This is a genomic window from Streptomyces canus 299MFChir4.1 (genome assembly GCF_000383615.1).
In the GTDB taxonomy this organism is placed as follows: Bacteria; Actinomycetota; Actinomycetes; order Streptomycetales; family Streptomycetaceae; genus Streptomyces; species Streptomyces canus_C.
The window spans coordinates 80,511-97,353 of the sequence record NZ_KB911612.1 but is presented as its reverse complement, the minus strand read 5'-3'; the positions used below and the strand labels follow the sequence as shown (position 1 = coordinate 97,353).

The 16,843-nt window shown below is 69.0% G+C and carries 11 protein-coding genes and 2 pseudogenes; 9 read left to right on the top strand and 4 right to left on the bottom strand.

Features of this window, described 5'->3' with window-relative positions; all coding sequences use genetic code 11:
• The 4 genes and pseudogenes from H293_RS0138785 to H293_RS61785 all read left to right on the top strand — a co-directional run.
• Positions 1 to 234 (top strand): transposase (locus H293_RS0138785; protein ID WP_020123172.1); only part of this gene is annotated, 234 nt, incomplete at its 5' end.
• Between the two features lie 564 nt (positions 235 to 798).
• Positions 799 to 1,383: a DinB family protein gene (locus H293_RS0138780; protein ID WP_020123171.1), complete on the top strand. Its 585-nt coding sequence runs from the start codon at positions 799 to 801 to the stop codon at positions 1,381 to 1,383.
• 248 nt (positions 1,384 to 1,631) lie between these two features.
• Positions 1,632 to 1,796, top strand: a pseudogene (locus tag H293_RS61790) (transposase); the annotation flags it as partial.
• Between the two features lie 273 nt (positions 1,797 to 2,069).
• Positions 2,070 to 2,209: pseudogene (locus H293_RS61785) on the top strand (IS5/IS1182 family transposase); the annotation flags it as partial.
• A gap of 464 nt (positions 2,210 to 2,673) precedes the next feature.
• Here the strand turns inward: H293_RS61785 and H293_RS0138770 are convergent.
• Positions 2,674 to 4,434 (bottom strand): S8 family peptidase, encoded by a 1,761-nt coding sequence (locus H293_RS0138770; protein ID WP_020123169.1) that lies wholly within the window; start codon positions 4,432 to 4,434, stop codon positions 2,674 to 2,676.
• 782 nt (positions 4,435 to 5,216) lie between these two features.
• Positions 5,217 to 5,405: a hypothetical protein gene (locus H293_RS58685; protein ID WP_020123168.1), complete on the bottom strand. Its 189-nt coding sequence runs from the start codon at positions 5,403 to 5,405 to the stop codon at positions 5,217 to 5,219.
• A gap of 662 nt (positions 5,406 to 6,067) precedes the next feature.
• Between H293_RS58685 and H293_RS0138760 the strand changes: the two genes are divergently transcribed.
• Positions 6,068 to 8,101 (top strand): WD40 repeat domain-containing protein, encoded by a 2,034-nt coding sequence (locus tag H293_RS0138760; RefSeq protein WP_259294626.1) that lies wholly within the window; start codon positions 6,068 to 6,070, stop codon positions 8,099 to 8,101.
• 340 nt (positions 8,102 to 8,441) lie between these two features.
• Here the strand turns inward: H293_RS0138760 and H293_RS0138755 are convergent, their stop codons facing one another.
• The gene (locus H293_RS0138755) at positions 8,442 to 9,371 is read right to left on the bottom strand and encodes an endonuclease/exonuclease/phosphatase family protein (protein WP_259294625.1); all 930 of its coding nucleotides are present in this window, start codon (positions 9,369 to 9,371) and stop codon (positions 8,442 to 8,444) included.
• Between the two features lie 231 nt (positions 9,372 to 9,602).
• On the bottom strand, positions 9,603 to 10,838 hold the full coding sequence (locus tag H293_RS0138750) for a Gfo/Idh/MocA family protein (RefSeq protein WP_020123165.1): 1,236 nt from the start codon (positions 10,836 to 10,838) through the stop codon (positions 9,603 to 9,605).
• Positions 10,839 to 12,100: 1,262 nt separating this feature from the next.
• Here H293_RS0138750 and H293_RS0138745 point away from each other — a divergent pair.
• From H293_RS0138745 to H293_RS0138730, 4 genes are all read left to right on the top strand, one after another.
• Positions 12,101 to 12,916: an endo alpha-1,4 polygalactosaminidase gene (locus H293_RS0138745; protein ID WP_020123164.1), complete on the top strand. Its 816-nt coding sequence runs from the start codon at positions 12,101 to 12,103 to the stop codon at positions 12,914 to 12,916.
• A 756-nt stretch (positions 12,917 to 13,672) separates the two neighbouring features.
• The gene (locus H293_RS0138740) at positions 13,673 to 15,001 is read left to right on the top strand and encodes an extracellular solute-binding protein (protein WP_020123163.1); all 1,329 of its coding nucleotides are present in this window, start codon (positions 13,673 to 13,675) and stop codon (positions 14,999 to 15,001) included.
• An 11-nt stretch (positions 15,002 to 15,012) separates the two neighbouring features.
• Complete coding sequence (locus H293_RS0138735; protein WP_020123162.1) at positions 15,013 to 15,951, top strand: carbohydrate ABC transporter permease; 939 nt, start codon at positions 15,013 to 15,015, stop codon at positions 15,949 to 15,951.
• Positions 15,948 to 16,841 carry a carbohydrate ABC transporter permease gene (locus tag H293_RS0138730; protein ID WP_020123161.1) on the top strand — a complete coding sequence of 298 codons (894 nt, stop codon included), beginning with the start codon at positions 15,948 to 15,950 and terminating at the stop codon, positions 16,839 to 16,841. Before H293_RS0138735 ends, H293_RS0138730 begins: the two co-directional genes overlap by 4 nt.
• Positions 16,842 to 16,843 lie beyond the last annotated feature (2 nt).

Genomic DNA, 16,843 nt, shown 5'->3' with positions numbered 1-16,843 from the left:
GCCGAACTGGTCCGCCTGGCGAAGATCCGCTGGCGCATCGAGCACGACTACCGGGAACTCAAACACGGCCTCGGCCTGGACCACTTCGAGGGCCGCTCCTGGAACGGCTGGCACCACCACGTCACCCTGGTCACCGCAGCCCACGCCTTCCTCACCGAACAGCGCCTGGCCCCAAAAGCCGATACACCGGACTCACCCTCTACCAGATCCTCGACACCATCCAAGACCTGCTGAACTGCTGGACCGGCACCTGCACCACCTGCCACCGCCCCCTGCCCCCAACGTCCACCACCAGCCAGAACCCAAGAGCCAGAGCAACCTAACGGAGTCCTACTAGCGCGCGAAGCGGGTTCCGTACGCCGCGAACCAAGTCCCGGGCCATAGACCACGACTTCCAGGGACACCGGTTCGCCCGCTGGTTCGCCCCTCTTGGTCGTGGGCTGAATCACTCTGTAGATGGCGACGACGCCGTGAGGCAGGAGCTCGTAGCAGTACGAGTGTGCCTCTGTCTTGCTGACCTGAGAGTCCACGAAATGCGCTGTAGCGCGGGTCTGGTCGACGAACTCGATCTGTACGGCCATCCCATGCATCGAGCTGTTGTCGCCGTGCGCGGTGGCGTCTTTCGCCCGCCGGGTGCGGGCCGAATCGCACATTGAGAGGCTGTCTCACGTGGCAAGTTCCGCGAGCTTCTTCAGTATGCCGGGGCGGTGGCCATGGCCGGCTTTCAGCACTGCCGGTCGTTGCGGTCCACGTACGGGATCTTGAGGTCACGAGTAGCCCATGGCAGGCTCATGCCGCATGATCGATGAATTCGCGAAGGGCATCCTGCACGGGCGACTGCGGCGGGACCGCAAGGCGCTGCTCTGGAAGCTTGACGGCCTGTCCGAATACGACGCCCGCCGACCTTTGACAGTGACCGGGACCAACCTCCTCGGCCTGGTCAAACACGTGGCCATCGTCGAGGCCAGGTACTTGGGCGAGGTCTTCGACCGGCCGTCCCCAGAACCGCTGCGCCGGTGGCAGGACCACGACGGCAGCGATCTGTGGGCGGCGGAGGACGAGGCGCGCGATCAGATCATCGAGTCCTACCGGCGCACGTGGGACCACTCAGACGCGACGATCGACGCGCTTGCCCTCGATGCCCCGGGCCACGTGCCGTGGTGGCCGGAGCCTTATCTGAACACGAACCTGTTCGCCATCCTGGTCCACGTCCTCGGCGAGACCAACCGGCATGCCGGACACGCCGACATCCTGCGCGAAGGCGTGGACGGCCGAACCGGGATGCGCCCCGAACACGAGATGCAGATCGATGAGGACGCCCGCACCGCCTACTGCGCGAAGATCGAGCAGGTCGCCAGATCGGCCGCATCAGTCGAGGCATAGAAGGCTGTCCCCTGTGACTTGATGCTTGATGTTCGAGCGTCATGATGCCGGCCGTGAGTGCTGATCTGTCGAAGCGTCTGGTTCCTGATGAGCTCTGGAGGCTGGTCGCCCCGTTACTGCCGTCGTTGTCGGCTGCATCGGGCGGTGCTGGACGAACTCGGGGGTCCGGGGCGACGTGGACTTGACCTCGGCGCTCGCCGACGCGGCCTCCGTACGCGCCAAAAAAAGGGGGATCGCCGACAGGGTCGAATACGGTCGATCGCGGCAAGAAGGGCAGCAAGCTGCACGTGCTGTCCGACGCTCAGGGCATCCCGCTCGCCGTCGCCGTGTCAGGTGCGAACATGCACGACAGTCTCGCCCTCAAGCCGCTCATCCTCGGCATCCCCGCAGTCCGGTCCCGCCGGGGGCCATGACGGCGCCGGCCCGTCAAACTCCGCGCGGACAAGGCCTACTTCTCCGTCGAACACCTCATCTGGCTGCGTGCGCGTGGGCTCGTCGCGCGCATCGCGCCGGCCAGGCATCGAGTCCGGCGAACGCCTCGGTCGGCACCGCTGGGAGATCGAGCGGTCGATCGCTTGGCTCTTCGGCTACCCCGCCTGACCATCCGATACGAACGAAAGGGCTCGCACTTCCTCGCTTTCCTCGGCCTGGCCGCTGCCCTGACCTGCGCAAAAAGCTCACGAAACCTGACTGTTGGGGTGGAGACGCTCACGGGGCTGCGGTGTAGCAGTCCGAGGGATTGTTGGAAGTGGTGCGGGAGCGGGGTGGCTCGGCCCCGCCGTGGTGTCTGCCGCTTCAGGATCGGGTGCTGATGGTGGCGGTCTACGACGGACTCAGCGACCAGTGATACTCCCGAGGTTGTGGCTCCCCAGGCCTTCAGCCTCAGTTTGGCTACGACGCTGTTCAGCGGCCCTGGCGTTCAGGGCTCGGTCTTGTTCAATCCGTGATGCGGCCACGATGGCCCCGGGCCTCCCGCGGCGAGGCCGACTTCCGTGGTCCGGGCCGGGACGGTGGCCCGCCGCTCGAGCCGGCGGGCACGGGGCCGCAGCTCGTCAGGGAGCCGCACCGTGAGTTGGACACCGGCTCCAGGCCGTCCGTGGCCTTCCTGGACGCCTCCGGCATATGGGCCCCAACCGCGGTGTGCACCGCCGCCGGGGCCCATATGCCCTCTACTGCCCAGCAGTTCGCAGCCCTGGCCGAGCAGACCGCAGCCCGCCTTGTGCGGGGCCGTGGGCGGAGCTGTCATCGGCGCTGTGCGTGCTGTACGCGGGCGTTGCCGGGCCCTGTGGGCTAGAAGGTCAGGTTCCAGGCGTCGATCGTGCCTGTGTCGGAGGCGGCGTTGTCGTTGACGCGGAGTTTCCAGGTGCCGTTCGCGACCTCCGAGGAGGCGTTGACGGTGTAGGTCTGGGCGATGTTGTCGGCGCTGCCGCCGGTGTGGTTGTGCAGCGTGTAGACGCTGCCGTCCGGCGCCACCAGGTCGACCTTCAGGTCACCGATGTAGGTGTGCTTGATGTCCACACCCACCTTGAGGGTGGCCGGGGCATTGCCGGTCACACCGGTTACGGCGATCGGGCTCTCCACGGTCGCGTTGTCGCTGATGGCGAAGTCCGCGAGGTTCTCGAAGTACTTGCCGGGCGGGGAAGTGGTCCCTACGGCCTTCAGGGCGTCGACCTGTCCTTCGCCGAAGAACGCGTTGTTGGCCGTCGTGCCCGTGCAGCGGCTGTCCGAGGGGCAGGCGATGTCGTTGGCCTGCTCGGCCAGTTTGGCGCGGAGCTGCGCCGGGGTGATGCCCGGGTTGGCGCTGGCGATGAGCGCCGCCACGCCAACCACGTGCGGGGTGGCCATCGAGGTGCCGCTCTTGCTGCCGTAGCCGCCGCCGGGGACGGTGGAGTACACGCTGCTGCCCGGCGCCGCGACGTCGATGACACCCTGACCGTAGTTGGAGAACGAGGCCTTGGTGACGCCGGTGCCGTTGGCCGCGACCGTGACCACGCCCGGGAGTTCGGTCGGGATGTCGAGGCAGGCGTTGGTGATGGTGCGGGTGACCGGCGTCGAGTCGTTCGGGCTCGCGGAGTCGGTCGTCTTGTGGGCGAGGTCGTAGTTCTCGTTGCCCGCCGCGGCGATCTGGAGGGAACCCTTGCTCTCGGCGTACTCCTGGGCGCGCTTGACGCCCTCGATGATGGCGGCCTGGTCGATGTTGTCCGGGCAGTTGAACTGCCACGGGTCCGTGTAATAGCTGTTGTTGGTGACCTTGAAGCCGTGGTCACCGGCCCAGACGAAGCCGCAGATGGTGTTCTCGGCGAAGAAGAAGGAGTTGCCCGGCTCGGCGACCCGGACCGCGGCGATCTTCACCCCGGGTGCCACGCCGACGACGCCCTTGCCGTTCTTGGCCGCGGCGATGGTGCCCGCTACGTGAGTGCCGTGCGTGTCGACGTCCCGCCACGCGCCGGTACGGGTGTCGGGCTTGCCGTAGGCGCAGGAGACCGAGTCGGCCGCGTCGAAGTTGGGCGCGAGGTCCTGGTGCTGGTCGTCCATACCGGTGTCCAGGATGCCGACCTTGACGGAGGCGGAGCCCGGGTTCACGGCCCAGGCCTGGTCGGCCTTGATCTGGCTCATGTCGGCCCGGACCGGTTCTCCGGCCGGGGTCGAGGCCTGGGCCGGATTGGCCGGGAGCGCCGGGTTGTAGGCGTCGGCCGGGACGTCCGAGGTACGCGTGGCGCCGACCTGTTGCACGCCGGCGACGCCGCGCATGGTGGCGGCGAAGGTGCTGGACGCCGAGTGGGCGACGATCACGCCGATGGCGTCGAAGTTCGAGAAGACGGTGCCGCCGTTGGCCGTGATCGCCGAGCGGACCGCCGAACTGTCACCGGGGGCGGTGATCACGAGGTAGGCACGCGTCCCGGCGACCCAGGTCGCACTCTGAGAAGCCGGCACGGCGGCCGGAGCGTGGGCCTTGGCGGCCGGCGCGGTGGAGGGGGCGACAGGGAGCGTTCCCGCGAGGGCGCCCGGGGCCCCGAACGTGAGGGCGGCGCCGAGCGTGGCCGCCAGCACCAGCGTCCGTCTAGGACGGCTGGATATGTGGGGTATCAATGCATCCTCCAAAGACGGCCCCGCCGTGCCGAGGACGCGGGCCGGGCCGTACGAAACGAGTAGTGGATGCAAGATGTCAGGTGCATGATCCTGTACGGAAGTACCTTTCCGTGCAGGGACGTTACAGAGGCATGGCTGAAAAGAGACGTAGTCCGGCCCTCGGGGGCCGGGATCCACCGGGAGCTCGGCGACGTACTGCGCCGCTGCCCAACGGGCGTCGACCCGTCCGACTCAGGACGTGGGAGGTCCAAGTCTGGAGGAGCGCGACGGTGTTGCTCCTGACGATTCCAGCTGTCGGTCACATGTCGGGGGATGCGTGTGGAACACCAGGAGCTGGCCGGGGCTGTGGTGAACCTGCTTCTGGGGGACGGCGTGGTTACGCCGAAGGCCATCGAGACAACCGCCCTTCAGATGGCCCGCACGGCCTGGTTGAAGGCCGAACACAAAGCAGACGGCACAGTGACCGTACGGCCGATTCCCGGGGAGGTCGGCCCGCCGCCGATGCGGTCCTTTGAAGAACTCCTGGTCGAACGTGTCCGACTCCGCTGCGGAGACCGCGTTGACCACGTCTCGGTAGGCGCTCTCGGGCCAGGGGACGGTGACGAGTTCTGGGTGTGGTGGTGCGGCTTTCAGCAGAGCGCCCGCGAAGAGGCCGTGGCCCTGAAGCAGATACGGCCAGCGCGAAGGACATGGCCGAGGCAGAAGACCTGGACGAGGTCGAGGCTCTCCTGCCTTCCTCCGAATCACCGCTCGACGCCTGGGACATGGCATGCGTGCTGGACGCGGTGGCCGCAACCGCCGACCATGACGTGGCCCTTGCCCTGGCCGACCGGGCCGAGACACTGCTCGGCACCGGCGGCGGCCTTGACCACAGCATTCTGCTGCAGTGCGTGACCCTTCTGCTGGCCCGGCACGGGTACGGGCTCGGGCACGTCGAGCGGACGTTGGCCCTCGCGGACCGGCTCGATCCCGATCTGTGCGTGGGGCGGCAGGCGGAGATTGCCGGAGAAGCTGGCCCGCTACGGCGACACGGACGCGGCCGAGGCTCTCGCCCACGCGCTCAACGACCGTGGGGCACAAGCCAGGGCACTGATCGAAGTAGCCCGAGAGCTGGACAGCCACGGCGATCCGGGCCGGGCCGAAGCCCTCACCCACCGGATCGGCGACCGCTGGGCACAAGGCGAAGATCTGGTCGCGGTCGTCCGGGAGGTGGGTCGGTACGGCGATCCGGGCCGGGCCGAGGCCCCTCGCCCACGCGATCGCCTACCGCGCGACACGAGCCCGAGCACTGGCCGCACTCGCGGAGCTGTCCGAGCCCGCCCACGCCCGCAGGATTGCCGCACAGGTCGTGGTTCTCGACGGCTGGGCCACCGTCCTGCCGGTTCTGGAGCGGGTCGTGCCCGGTTCAGTGGCGGTTGTCGCCCATCATTTGATGAGCTGATCGGCGGGAGAGGTACGACACTGTGCCGCATCGCACGTCACCTCGTTCTGCCGGCCACGGCATCTCCTCGCGCGCAGGGGTGCTTCGCTGGGAGCAGTGGGTTGCCAACCACCCTGTCCCTTGTTTGTCACCGCTGATTGTGAGACTGGCTTCATGATTCCCAAGCTGCCTTTGCACAGCCGTCGTTGGCGTGACCTCGACGGAGTGACAGCCGAGGGGGTGAAAGCGCTCCTGGAACAGATGGCGTCCACGGCTGCCAGCGGCACCGGCGATGAATGGCGGCAGGCATGGACGTACATGACCGAAGGCCTGATGGATGACGGAACCGTGTCCGACGGGGCCTATGCGGCCCTGCCACATCTCGTCGAAGCGGCGGCGGCCCTGGCTCCGGGACGCTCCGTGGACTTCTGGGTGGACATGGGATTCATCGTGACCGCTGAGGACAGACCTCCCGTCCCGGCGGATCTCGAGGCGGGGTTCAGCGCCGCACTGCGTCTGGCCGAGCGGGCGGCTACACGCAGCCTCCTTGCCGCAAAGCCTCCCGCACAGGTCTGCGCCCACCTCGTGCTCTCCTGCGTGGCCTTCGCCGGCCACCACACGGGCGAAGCGATGTGGCGGCTTCTCGATCCCAAGGGAAGCGGCCTCCTGCTGGTGTGTCCCGGGTGTGAGAGCGATACCGAGATCCCTGAGTTCTTCGTGGACCCGGTGCGTCCGACCTTCGAACCTCCGGAGCTTTGTGAGCCCGTCCCTGTCCGTCAGGGGGAACACCCGTGGGGCGAGGTGGCCGCAGCATTGCGGGAGGAGGCGCTGGGGGAGGGGTGGGGGCCTTTCCTGCGGGTGGCACGCCAGGTCGCGGAGACGGGACTACCCTCCGAAACATCCGGGCAGGCCGTGCTGTGCCTGGTCGCCGGCGTGGTCGCGGTCACGGGCAGCCCGCCACAGGTGGGGAGGGAATGGGCCCGCGAACTGATGATGTTGACCGGGAACTTCCACTGCTGGGACTGCGAGCGGACATGGACGATCGCTGACGGCCTGACGGAGAACCCTGACGGTGCGCGTCCCCAGAATCGTCTGACGACAACGCGGGCGGCCTCCGACGGGCCGGCTGCCATGGAGGAGCAGGCGGCGGCCGATCGAACACCTGAAGCGGCGACCCGATTCCGACAGGACGGGAACGCTCTGCTCGCGGGCGACGGAACATCCTGGGGCCACACATCGGCGTTCTCCGATTCCGAGCCCGGAGTGCCAGGAGGTGTCGACGCGCTCACGGTGGTGCCCCGCCCGGGGGAGCCACCTCTCGTGGCCGGCGCCGGGGACAGGGGCGTGGTGTGTCTGTGGAGCGTGGCCGACGGCCGACTCGTCCATGAACCACTGCCAGGACATCATGACCGCATCCGCTCGATGACCGCCCTGCTGCTGCCCGATGGCAGCATCCTTCTGGCGAGCGGAGGCGACAGCGGGACCATCGCCCTGTGGAATCCGCTCACTGGGCAGCCGGTTCGCGAACCGGTCGGCGACTGGCCCGGCGGGGTGACCGGAATGTGTACGGCGACCGTCCCCGACGGTCGGACCCTGCTCGTCACCGCCACCCCACGCGGCGCGGTCCGGTTGTGGGACCCATTCACCGGTGAGCCTGTCGGGCGCCTCAACCCCTATGGCAGTCCGATCCAATCGATCGCCGCCGTCCCGATCTCCGCCGGCCACACCCTGATCGCGGCCTCGGACACCGGGGGCCGCGTTCACATGTGGGATCCGGCCGTCGACGACCCCTGGGAACGAGGCGCGGCCGTCCAGTTGAGCGCACATGCGCTCCAGGAAGCCGACCACCGTGTGACAACTGTGGCAGCCGTGCCCACACCTCACCGAACGGTGCTGGCCACCGGAGACAACCTCGGCGTGGTCATGCTGTGGGACCTCGCCACCGGTGCCCCGATAGGCGACGGTCTGCCGGCCTCGTCAGGCACCGCCGGCCTGCCGGTGATCACCGGCACCACCCTGCCCGGCGGCCCCACCGTCCTGGTCACCGGCAGCAAGGGCGGGAAGAGACTGCGGATATGGGAACCGGAATCCGGCGCGGTGCGGCACATCGCCCTGGACGTCACGCTCACCTGCCTGGCCACCGCAGGCCCAGAGCTGATCGTCGGACATGACCGCGGGGTCCTCAAACTCCCGCTCGCCAGGCACTGAACCGTTCGGCCGTGCAAGGCTGTTCGGCGCCGACTGGACAACAGCTGCCGACACACTTGTCACGGACGGCGGCGTGGGACGTCCTCACCCCGCTCGCGCCGACTACCTGGCCGACGTCTCACCCCATTACGACGAGGTCTTCCACGACGTCGCGCAGCGAACTGAGCACGCCGGCAGCCTCGGCAAGCCAGACATCGCAGCCCTGGTGGTCTGGAAACGCAACCACGAATATTCCCAGTTCAGAGCCCCGCCATCACCCCATTCAGTAACCAGGACGTGCCCTGCCCCTTCTCAGGAAACCTCCAGCACCCGCAGCCCAGGCCTCCCTTGCCACAGAGGTCTACACCCGTAGGTCGACCACCAGGGGCCGGTGGTCCGAGATCGGGGTCCGTGGCGCGTGTTTCGCGTACTCGGCGTCCTGAGGGAGTCCGCTTGCCAACAGGTGGTCGAACTGCAGCACCGGGCGGTGGGAGGGGTAGGTCGGTACGGATGCGAGGTCGCGCCAGCCGTACCGCCGTGTCGGACGGTCTCGGCTGGGGTCGAGCAGTTCGGCGGCATTGAGCACAGCGCGGGGAATCGCGCCGATCAGATTGAAGTCGCCCAGCAGAAGGTGTGGTCGGGGCAGATCGGCGATCAAGGCGCGCAGCGCGAGGAGTTGGCGCGCGTTCCATCCCGGCACGAAGGACAGATGCAACGCCACGGCGGTGAACGGGCCGCGTCGTCCCTGCAGGACGGCGGCCAACGCGGCCCGTGGCCGGTCGCGTACCACCGTGAGGCCGGGGCGCCCCACCACGCGCAGCGGCATGCCGAGCGGAGCCGGGGCCAACCGCACAGCTCGCCACTCGCGTACAGGGAGCCTGGAGAGAAGGGCGATGCCGTGCGAGGGAGGCGCCGCTCCCGGCGCGCCGTCGACCGGGCCGTACACGCGCAGCCCCGGCTCGCTCGGGTCGAGCACCCAACCCTGACCGAGCCCGGAGCGGCCGTGGAGTGCCGACGCGTAGCGCCAGTCCTCGGCACGGGCCGCTTCGGCCGCGACCCGTGCCTGGTCGGTGAGCCCTGAGCGTTCCTGGAAGCGGTCAACTTCCTGCAGGCTCACGACATCGGCGTCCAGCGATGCGACGGCCTCGGCGAGTGGCCGCTCGGCATCGGCGGCAGAGGGGGGAACCGGCCTCCCCTCACGTACCTGACGGCCATGCAGCACGTTGAAGGTCGCCAAACTCACCGAATTCCGGGAACCGGCGGGTCCGCTGCGGACCTGGTCGCGCTCCACGGTCCCCCGTTCGAACGTCTGCTGGACTGGATCACACCCTGTCAGACTACTGCGGCAGGTAGAGAATCCGTCTGTGAGCGTTTCGACGTTGGCGGGGCCGCGAGGCAGGAGGCCTTTCAAGCCTCCTGCCCGTGCGCCTCGGAGAGGGGTTGTTCGAGCCGGTGGTGTTCACCAGCGCCTCCCCACGGCGACCGAAGACCGTACAGACCCGTCGGTGGATTGCGGCGGGGCTCAGTCGCTCCGGGTGGCGGGGGCACGGGAGCCGGGCTGGTGGCGCTCGAAGTAGTCGGCGAGGTGCGGGGCGATGGCGGGGACCTCCACTGGAGTGCCGCCCGAACGCAGCGACGTGGTAGCGGCGATGCCGGTCGCGACGGCTTCGCGGGCGGCGACGGGCGACGTCTCGGTCGCGCCGCCGTACGCGACGAAATGCAGGAACTCGTCGACGAGGGACTGATCCGCGCCTCCGTGTGAGCCGCCGGCCGCTTCGGCGGGGGACAGGGTGAGATCTGCCTCGGGGCGGTAGCCGGACCGCCGCCGGTTCCACACCTTGATCACCGGGGCGTCGCCCTCGAGACCGTCGCCGAGGTTCTCGATCCGGCCCTCGTCGCCGATGACGGTGTAGTTGCGCCAGTAGTCAGGGGTGAAGTGACATTGCTGGTAGCTCGTGAGCACCCCGTTGTCGAGGCGAGCAAGCACCATGCTGATGTCCTCCACGTCGATGACGGGGTTGAGATCGCGTAGTGCGGACGGCGGCCAGACGCCCTCGTCGAACCAGTCCTGTACCCGCGCCGAACCCTGTGACCGGGTACGGCGGTGGGGACTGGCACCGTAGACGGACAGGGCGCCCAGAGCGGTCACCGTGCGGGCGCTACCGCCCGCGAGCCAATGGATCGCGTCGAGGTCGTGTGCGCCTTTCTGGAGCAACAGGCCGGTGGTCCGGGCTCGTTCGGCGTGCCAGTCCTTGAAGTAGTAGTCGCCGCCGTGGCCGACGAAATGTCGGCACCACACGGCCCGCACGGTTCCGATCGCCCCCTCTTCGACGAGTCCGCGCATGGTGCGCAGGACCGGCAGATGGCGGAGATTGTGCCCGACGTACAGCCGTGTGCCGGTGCGGGCAGCGGTGGCCAGGATCCGGTCGCAGTCCTCGAGGTCGATGGCCAGAGGCTTTTCGACGAACACAGCGACTTGCGCTTCGAGGAAGAAGAGGGCCGGAGCGGTGTGGATGTCGTCCGGGGTGAGGACGAAAACGGCGTCCAGATCGTCTGCGAGCATGTCCTCGTAGTGCTCGTGGACTTGGACACCGCTCCCGAAGATCCTCCGGGCGTCGGCGCGGCCACGCTCGGACGTATCGGCGCAGGAGACCACGCGGGCCCGACCGGGCCGCTCTGCCCGGACGGCCAGCGCGCCCCGTTGGCCTGTGCCGACGACACCGACGCGCAGCTCCGGTTCGGCCGGATGACTGGTCATGGAACACCCCTTCATCGGAGACGGGGAGACACGGCTGACGCCTGGGCGCCGGTCGCCGTTGGCCGGTGTGAGGGTCGGCCGCCGTAGCAGGGGCATTGTGACAACGCAGGCGGCCAGGGCACGGCAGACATGCACCATGACGCGCTCCATGCGTCAACGCAGCCTGCGCCCGACGGCGCCAGCAAGACGATAGATGCTTGATGATGCAGTATCAACGCCCAAATCGAGCATCTTCAAGCATTCCGTCTCCGCACGGGATCGCGGGCATCGTCGCTGATGCGTCGACCGTGGTTCGGGCACGGAGACAGGGCGGACGGTCAGGTGTTCGCGAGGCGATCGCCGCGCCTGAGACTCGCCTCGGCCGCGATCCCCCCGGAAGCGATCCGCGAGGTGGCTTCTGCCTCAGCCGACACCCCTGAACGACCCGACGCATGATCCACCGGTCGGGCCGAGCGACTCCGTCTCCCGCGAGCAACGGCATCGCTCCGTGGTTCAGCGGGCCAGCGGGCCAGCGGCAAGGGCGTCAGTGTGGCGCGTCCTCCATGCCTCGGGGTGCCGACGTCCAACTCCTCCCGATCCGGGGCGAGAACCGTTGCACCGTCATCGTCGTGGACGACCGGAACACCACGATCCTCCCGAGGGCCGGTCCGTCGGTGACCAGGCGGCCCCTGACGTCGTCAAGCCGGACGTGGACGCGTCACCGCGGTCACCGGCGGCGGTGAATCCGAGGCTGTGCGGCCTCGTTGAAAGCCGTGGGTGCCCGCGCAGTGGTCGCGTCTTCGGTCCTGACAGGGTCCGCGCCCATAGCCCCGCAGGGAGTGCGGCGGTTCGTCGGCCAACCTCCGCATGTGCCATCCGACGCGGCAAGGGTGGCGGTTCTGACCCGCGTTTCTGCACCGGTCGGCCCTGGCCGGAGCGGCTCGTCGAGGCCGCAGCCCCGTCGGCCGCCACCCTGGCCGCGTCGCTCGCCGGGCACTTCGGCCCCGGGTGTGCCGCGATCTGCTCGACGCGGTGACGTTTGCGCCGGCTGCCGCGCCCTCCCGAGGACCCCGACTGGCCGCGTAACACCGGGACCTCGGCGGTGCGTTGACATCCTCACAGGTGGTCGCTTTACTCCTGGGCAGACGCTGGAGCCACGCTCCGCGTGCAGAGGCACGCCCAGCCGGTATGCAGGCCTTCACGCCGCGAGCCCGGCCCGAGTCGCCAGGACGCCCCCACGTGTCCGAGGCGGGGACGTGCCCGCGTCCTCTGGAGCTCACCGCATGAGCAACCTGAACACCGCCTCCCGGAAACTCACCGGCGCGGCCATCGGCGCTGCGGCCCTGACGGGCTCTCTGCTCGTCCAGGCGCCCTCGACGCAGGCCGCGACCGTAACCCCGCCGCCCACCCACGCGGCCTTCGACTACCAGATCGGAGGCGCCTACACCCCGCCCAGGGGTGTCAAGGTCGTCACTCGTGACCACACCGCCTCCCCGGCGGCGGGCCTGTACAACATCTGCTACGTCAACGCCTTCCAGGCGCAGCCGGGTGCCGAGAAGGACTGGGACGCGGACCTGTTGCTGCGCGACTCCGCGGGCAAGGTCGTCTACGACGAGGACTGGGGCGAGGCCCTCCTCGACGTCGGCACGGACGCCAAGCGGCAGCGGATCGCCGGCACGATCGGAGCCCAGATCGACGACTGCAGGAGCAAGGGCTTCCAGGCTGTCGAGCCCGACAACTACGACAGTTACACCCGCTCGGGCAACCGCCTGACGGCGAACAACGCACAGGCATTCATCAAGCTGCTCTCGGCCCGCGCCCACGCGGACGGCCTGGCCATCGGCCAGAAGAACACCTCCGAGCTGGCCGGCAATCGCAAGGCCAACGGCCTCGACTTCGCCGTGGCCGAGGAGTGCGGCCAGTACAACGAGTGCGGCGACTACACCGGTGCCTTCGGCAACAACGTGATCGTGATCGAGTACACCGACGCCGGCAGGTCCAAGGCGTGCCGAGGGTGGGGCGGCACGCTGAGCATCGTCCAGCGTGACGTGGACGTCTCACCGGCCGGCGCCCGAGGCTACGTCCGCAAGACCTACTGAGCGCTCCGCCGGGCGTGCCGCGACGTGTCGTTGCTCGTCCACGGCGTCGTGGTGGCTGGTCGCGCGGTTCCCCGCACCCCTTCAGGGAGCTGTCGAACCGCCGTTGACGTCGTCCGACAGTTCTAAGAGGGCGGCCTGTGACGGCTCGGACAGGCGTCACAGGCCGACGCTCACGGTCCGACCAGTGCTCAATCATGCATATTTCATCGGCGTTTCACGCAGATTCGAACATGACCGCCTCTTGACAGCCGCCTATCACCGTCGTTTAACTCCTGGCCAACGCCACCGTCGAAGCACTCGGCGGCAGAGGTACGCCCAGCCGGTAGCTGGCCCCGCGCCACAAGCCCGGACTGAGTCGCCAGGACCCCGTCGGAGTCCGAGGCGGGGCCGTGCCCACCAGGATCTGGGGCCCGGACATGATCCTCATCTGCGCGACTTCCCCCAGCCGCCGTGACACGACGGTTGCGTCTGAACGCGCTCCTCGCGCTCACCGACCCACTCGGTCCCGCGAGGCCGGCACCCGACCCGCCTCGCCTCAGCCGAGGCGCGCGGTGCCGGCGACAGCGGCACGGCCACCGTCCGGCTCGCAGCGCCCGCGACGCTGAGCACCGCCCGCCTCGACGCCACGACGGACGCAGGCCGGCCGCACGCCCGACCCGCCGAGACCACCGACCTTCGCCGCGGCCGAAGCGCCGTACACCGAACGCGCATCGGGCGCGGAGACACCCGTCCCACAGCTCCACACCGGAGGTAGCCATGCATGCAGCCAGCCGCAGCGCGCCGCCCGCACGCCGCGACGTGCTGCGCACCGGCGCTGCCTGGGCCGCCGCGGCGGCCACGGGCCTGTCGGCCGTCGGCTGCGCGGCGGGCGACGACAACGGCGTCAGCGCCGACGGCACCGTGACCATCGAGATGTGGCACGGTCAGACCGACACCGGCAAGAAGGCCCTGGAATCCCTGGTCGCCGCCTTCATGCGCAGCCATCACCGCATCCGGGTCGAGCTGGGCGGCGGAGTCCTCGCCGACTCGATGCTCCAGAAGGTGACGGCCGCCCTCGCCGCCGGCTCCTACCCGGACATCGCCTACATCTTCGGTTCCGACCTCGCCAGCGTCGCCCGCAGCCCGCAGGTCGTCGACCTCACCGACATGGTCGGACACGCCCTCACCCCCTGGGGGAGCTACTGGGAACCGGCACGCGCCGCCGTGACCGTCAACGGCCAGGTGCGCGCCGCGCCCGCGCTGCTGGACTCGCTCGCCGTGGTCTGCAACAAGAAGCTCTTCCGGCAGGCCGGCCTGCCGCTGCCGGAAACCGGCTGGCGGTGGGACGACTTCGTCGCCACCGCCAAGGCGCTCACCGACACCGGCGGCGGCCGCTTCGGCACCGGCTGGCCCGGCGTCGGCGACGAGGACACCGTATGGCGCCTGTGGCCCATGATCTGGGATCTCGGCGGGGACGTCGTCGACGACGACGGCAAGCACATCGGCTTCGCCGACGCCGGGACCCGCGCCCTGGAGGTGGTGGCCACCCTGGCACGCGACAAGAGCGTCTACGTCGACCCGAAGCCGGGCAGTGAGCAGATGTACCAGGTCTTCGCGTCCGGCCGTATGGGCATGGTCGTCACCGGTCCCTGGCAGTTGCCCGACATCCGCCAGGCGAGGATCGACTACCACGTCGTGCCGCTGCCCAGTTTCTCCGGCCGGCCGGTGACCATCAGCGGACCCGACACCTGGACCGTGTTCGACAACGGCGGCGCCCGCGAACAGGCCGCCAAAACCCTCGTGACCTGGCTCATGCAGCCCACGCAGGACGTGCACTGGGACATCGACGCAGGCAGCCTGCCCCTCAGCCGCCGCACCCGCGACCTGCCCGCCTGGCGCCACAAGGAAAGCGGCACCGAGGGACTGGGGGTGTTCACCAAAGACCTCGATACGGCAAGGGCACGCCCCGTCCACGCCGCCTACCCGCAGATCTCGCAGGCCCTCGGGCAGGCCATCGTCGCCGTGCTGCTGGGACAGAGCAGCCCCACCAAGGCACTGCGCGCCTGCGCCGCCGACGCCAACGCCGCACTGCTCATCCCGCGCTGAGGAGCCCCGTCATGTCGCGACTGCCCACCCCGATCACCATGTCCGGGCCCCCGGACAACCGGCGTGCACTGCGCCGCAGACGAGCCGGCGAAGCCGCCATGGCCTGGACGTTCGTCTCCCCCGCCGTCCTGATCATCATCGGCCTCAGCGTGGTACCCATCGTCTGGTCGCTGCTGCTGTCTTTCCAGGCCGACGACCTCGTCACCCCCAGCCGTTGGGTCGGACCGGACAACTACCGCGCCCTCGCCCAGGACCCGCACTTCAGCCAGGCGCTGCGCAACACCCTGCTGTACACCGCGCTGTACGTGCCGGCCAGCATGGTGCTCGGCCTGCTCCTCGCGCTCGCCCTCAACCGGCGCATCCGCTTCGTCGGGCTCTACCGCACCCTGTACTTCGTCCCGTTCGTCGTCTCCGCGACCGCTCAGGGCGTGCTGTTCTCGTTCATCCTGGACCCCGAGTTCGGCGCCGCCAACGCCGTCCTGCACCACCTCGGCATCCCGTCCCAGGGCTTCCTCACCGACCCCTCTCAGGCACTTCCCGTACTCGTCGCGATCAGCCTGTGGAGCGGCACGGGCTTCTGTCTGGTGATCTACCTTGCGGCTCTCCAGGACGTGCCGGCCTCATTGACGGAAGCGGCCCGGCTGGACGGCGCCGACCGCCTCCAACTCCTGCGCCACGTCACACTTCCCGCGCTCAGGCCCGTCACGGTGTTCCTGCTGCTGTGGCAGACCATCGAATCACTCCAGGCGTTCGACCTCGTGTACGTCACCACCAAAGGCGGCCCGCTCGGCTCCACCACTGTGATCGTCTACTTCATCTGGCAGCAGGCCTTCCAGAACGCCACCGCCGGATACGGGGCCGCCTCGGCCTACGTCCTGGCCGTATCCCTGGGCCTGATCGGCCTGATCCTCCAGCTCCTCCGCCGCCGCGTGCAGGGGGCCTCCGTATGACCACCGTCTCCGCCCCGCCCGACGCCGCACAGGCGGCTTCGGCCGCCCCCAGCCGCGAGGTACGACGACGCACTCCGCGACTGCCCTTCAGCCCCTGGCACTTGCTGCTCGCGCCCATGGCCTTGCTCTTCGCCGTCCCCTTCATCTGGCTGGCGCTCAGCTCGGTGATGAGCAACGCCGAGATCAACCGTTTCCCGCCCGCGCTGTGGCCCTCTCATCTGGACCTGGGCGGCTATCGCTACGTGCTGGGCAACGCGATGTTCCCCCGCTGGTTCGCCAACTCCTTCCTCGTCAGCCTCGTCACGGTCACCGCGAACCTCGTGCTCGGCACCCTCGGCGGCTACGCGTTCGCCCGGATGCGGTTCGCCGGCTCCCGGCTGCTGCTGGGCCTGATGCTGGCCACGATGGCGATCCCGTTCCAACTCACCATGATCCCCACGTTCCTTGTGATGAAGCAGCTCGGCCTCATCGACACCCTCGGCGCGCTGATCGTGCCCTCCCTGGTCACGCCCTTCTCGGTGTTCCTCCTGCGCCAGTTCTTCCTCTCCCTGCCCCGCGAACTGGAGGAGGCCGCCTGGATCGACGGCTGCTCACGGCTCCACGTGCTGTGGCGGATCGTGCTGCCCCTGTCCCGTCCGGCCCTCAGCACGGTGGCCGTCCTGACGTTTCTCAGCACCTGGAACGACCTGACCTGGCCGCTGATCGCCATCAACCACGACACCCAGTACACGCTCCAGCTCGGCCTCACGACCTTCCAAGGGCAACACCACACCCAGTGGGCCGCCGTGATGGCCGGCAACGTCATCACCGTGGTGCCGGTCCTGCTCGCCTTCCTCGGCGCGCAGAAGGCGTTCATCCAGTCCATCACCTCCACCGGTCTCAAGGGCTGACC

Bases quoted from the DNA above. Each gene is read 5' to 3' on its own strand.
- H293_RS0138780 (WP_020123171.1), top strand. From the start codon at position 799: ATGATCGATGAATTCGCGAAGGGCATCCTGCACGGGCGACTGCGGCGG.
- H293_RS0138760 (WP_259294626.1), top strand. From the start codon at position 6,068: ATGATTCCCAAGCTGCCTTTGCACAGCCGTCGTTGGCGTGACCTCGAC.
- H293_RS0138750 (WP_020123165.1), bottom strand. From the start codon at position 10,838: ATGACCAGTCATCCGGCCGAACCGGAGCTGCGCGTCGGTGTCGTCGGC.
- H293_RS0138745 (WP_020123164.1), top strand. From the start codon at position 12,101: ATGAGCAACCTGAACACCGCCTCCCGGAAACTCACCGGCGCGGCCATC.
- H293_RS0138740 (WP_020123163.1), top strand. From the start codon at position 13,673: ATGCATGCAGCCAGCCGCAGCGCGCCGCCCGCACGCCGCGACGTGCTG.
- H293_RS0138735 (WP_020123162.1), top strand. From the start codon at position 15,013: ATGTCGCGACTGCCCACCCCGATCACCATGTCCGGGCCCCCGGACAAC.
- H293_RS0138730 (WP_020123161.1), top strand. From the start codon at position 15,948: ATGACCACCGTCTCCGCCCCGCCCGACGCCGCACAGGCGGCTTCGGCC.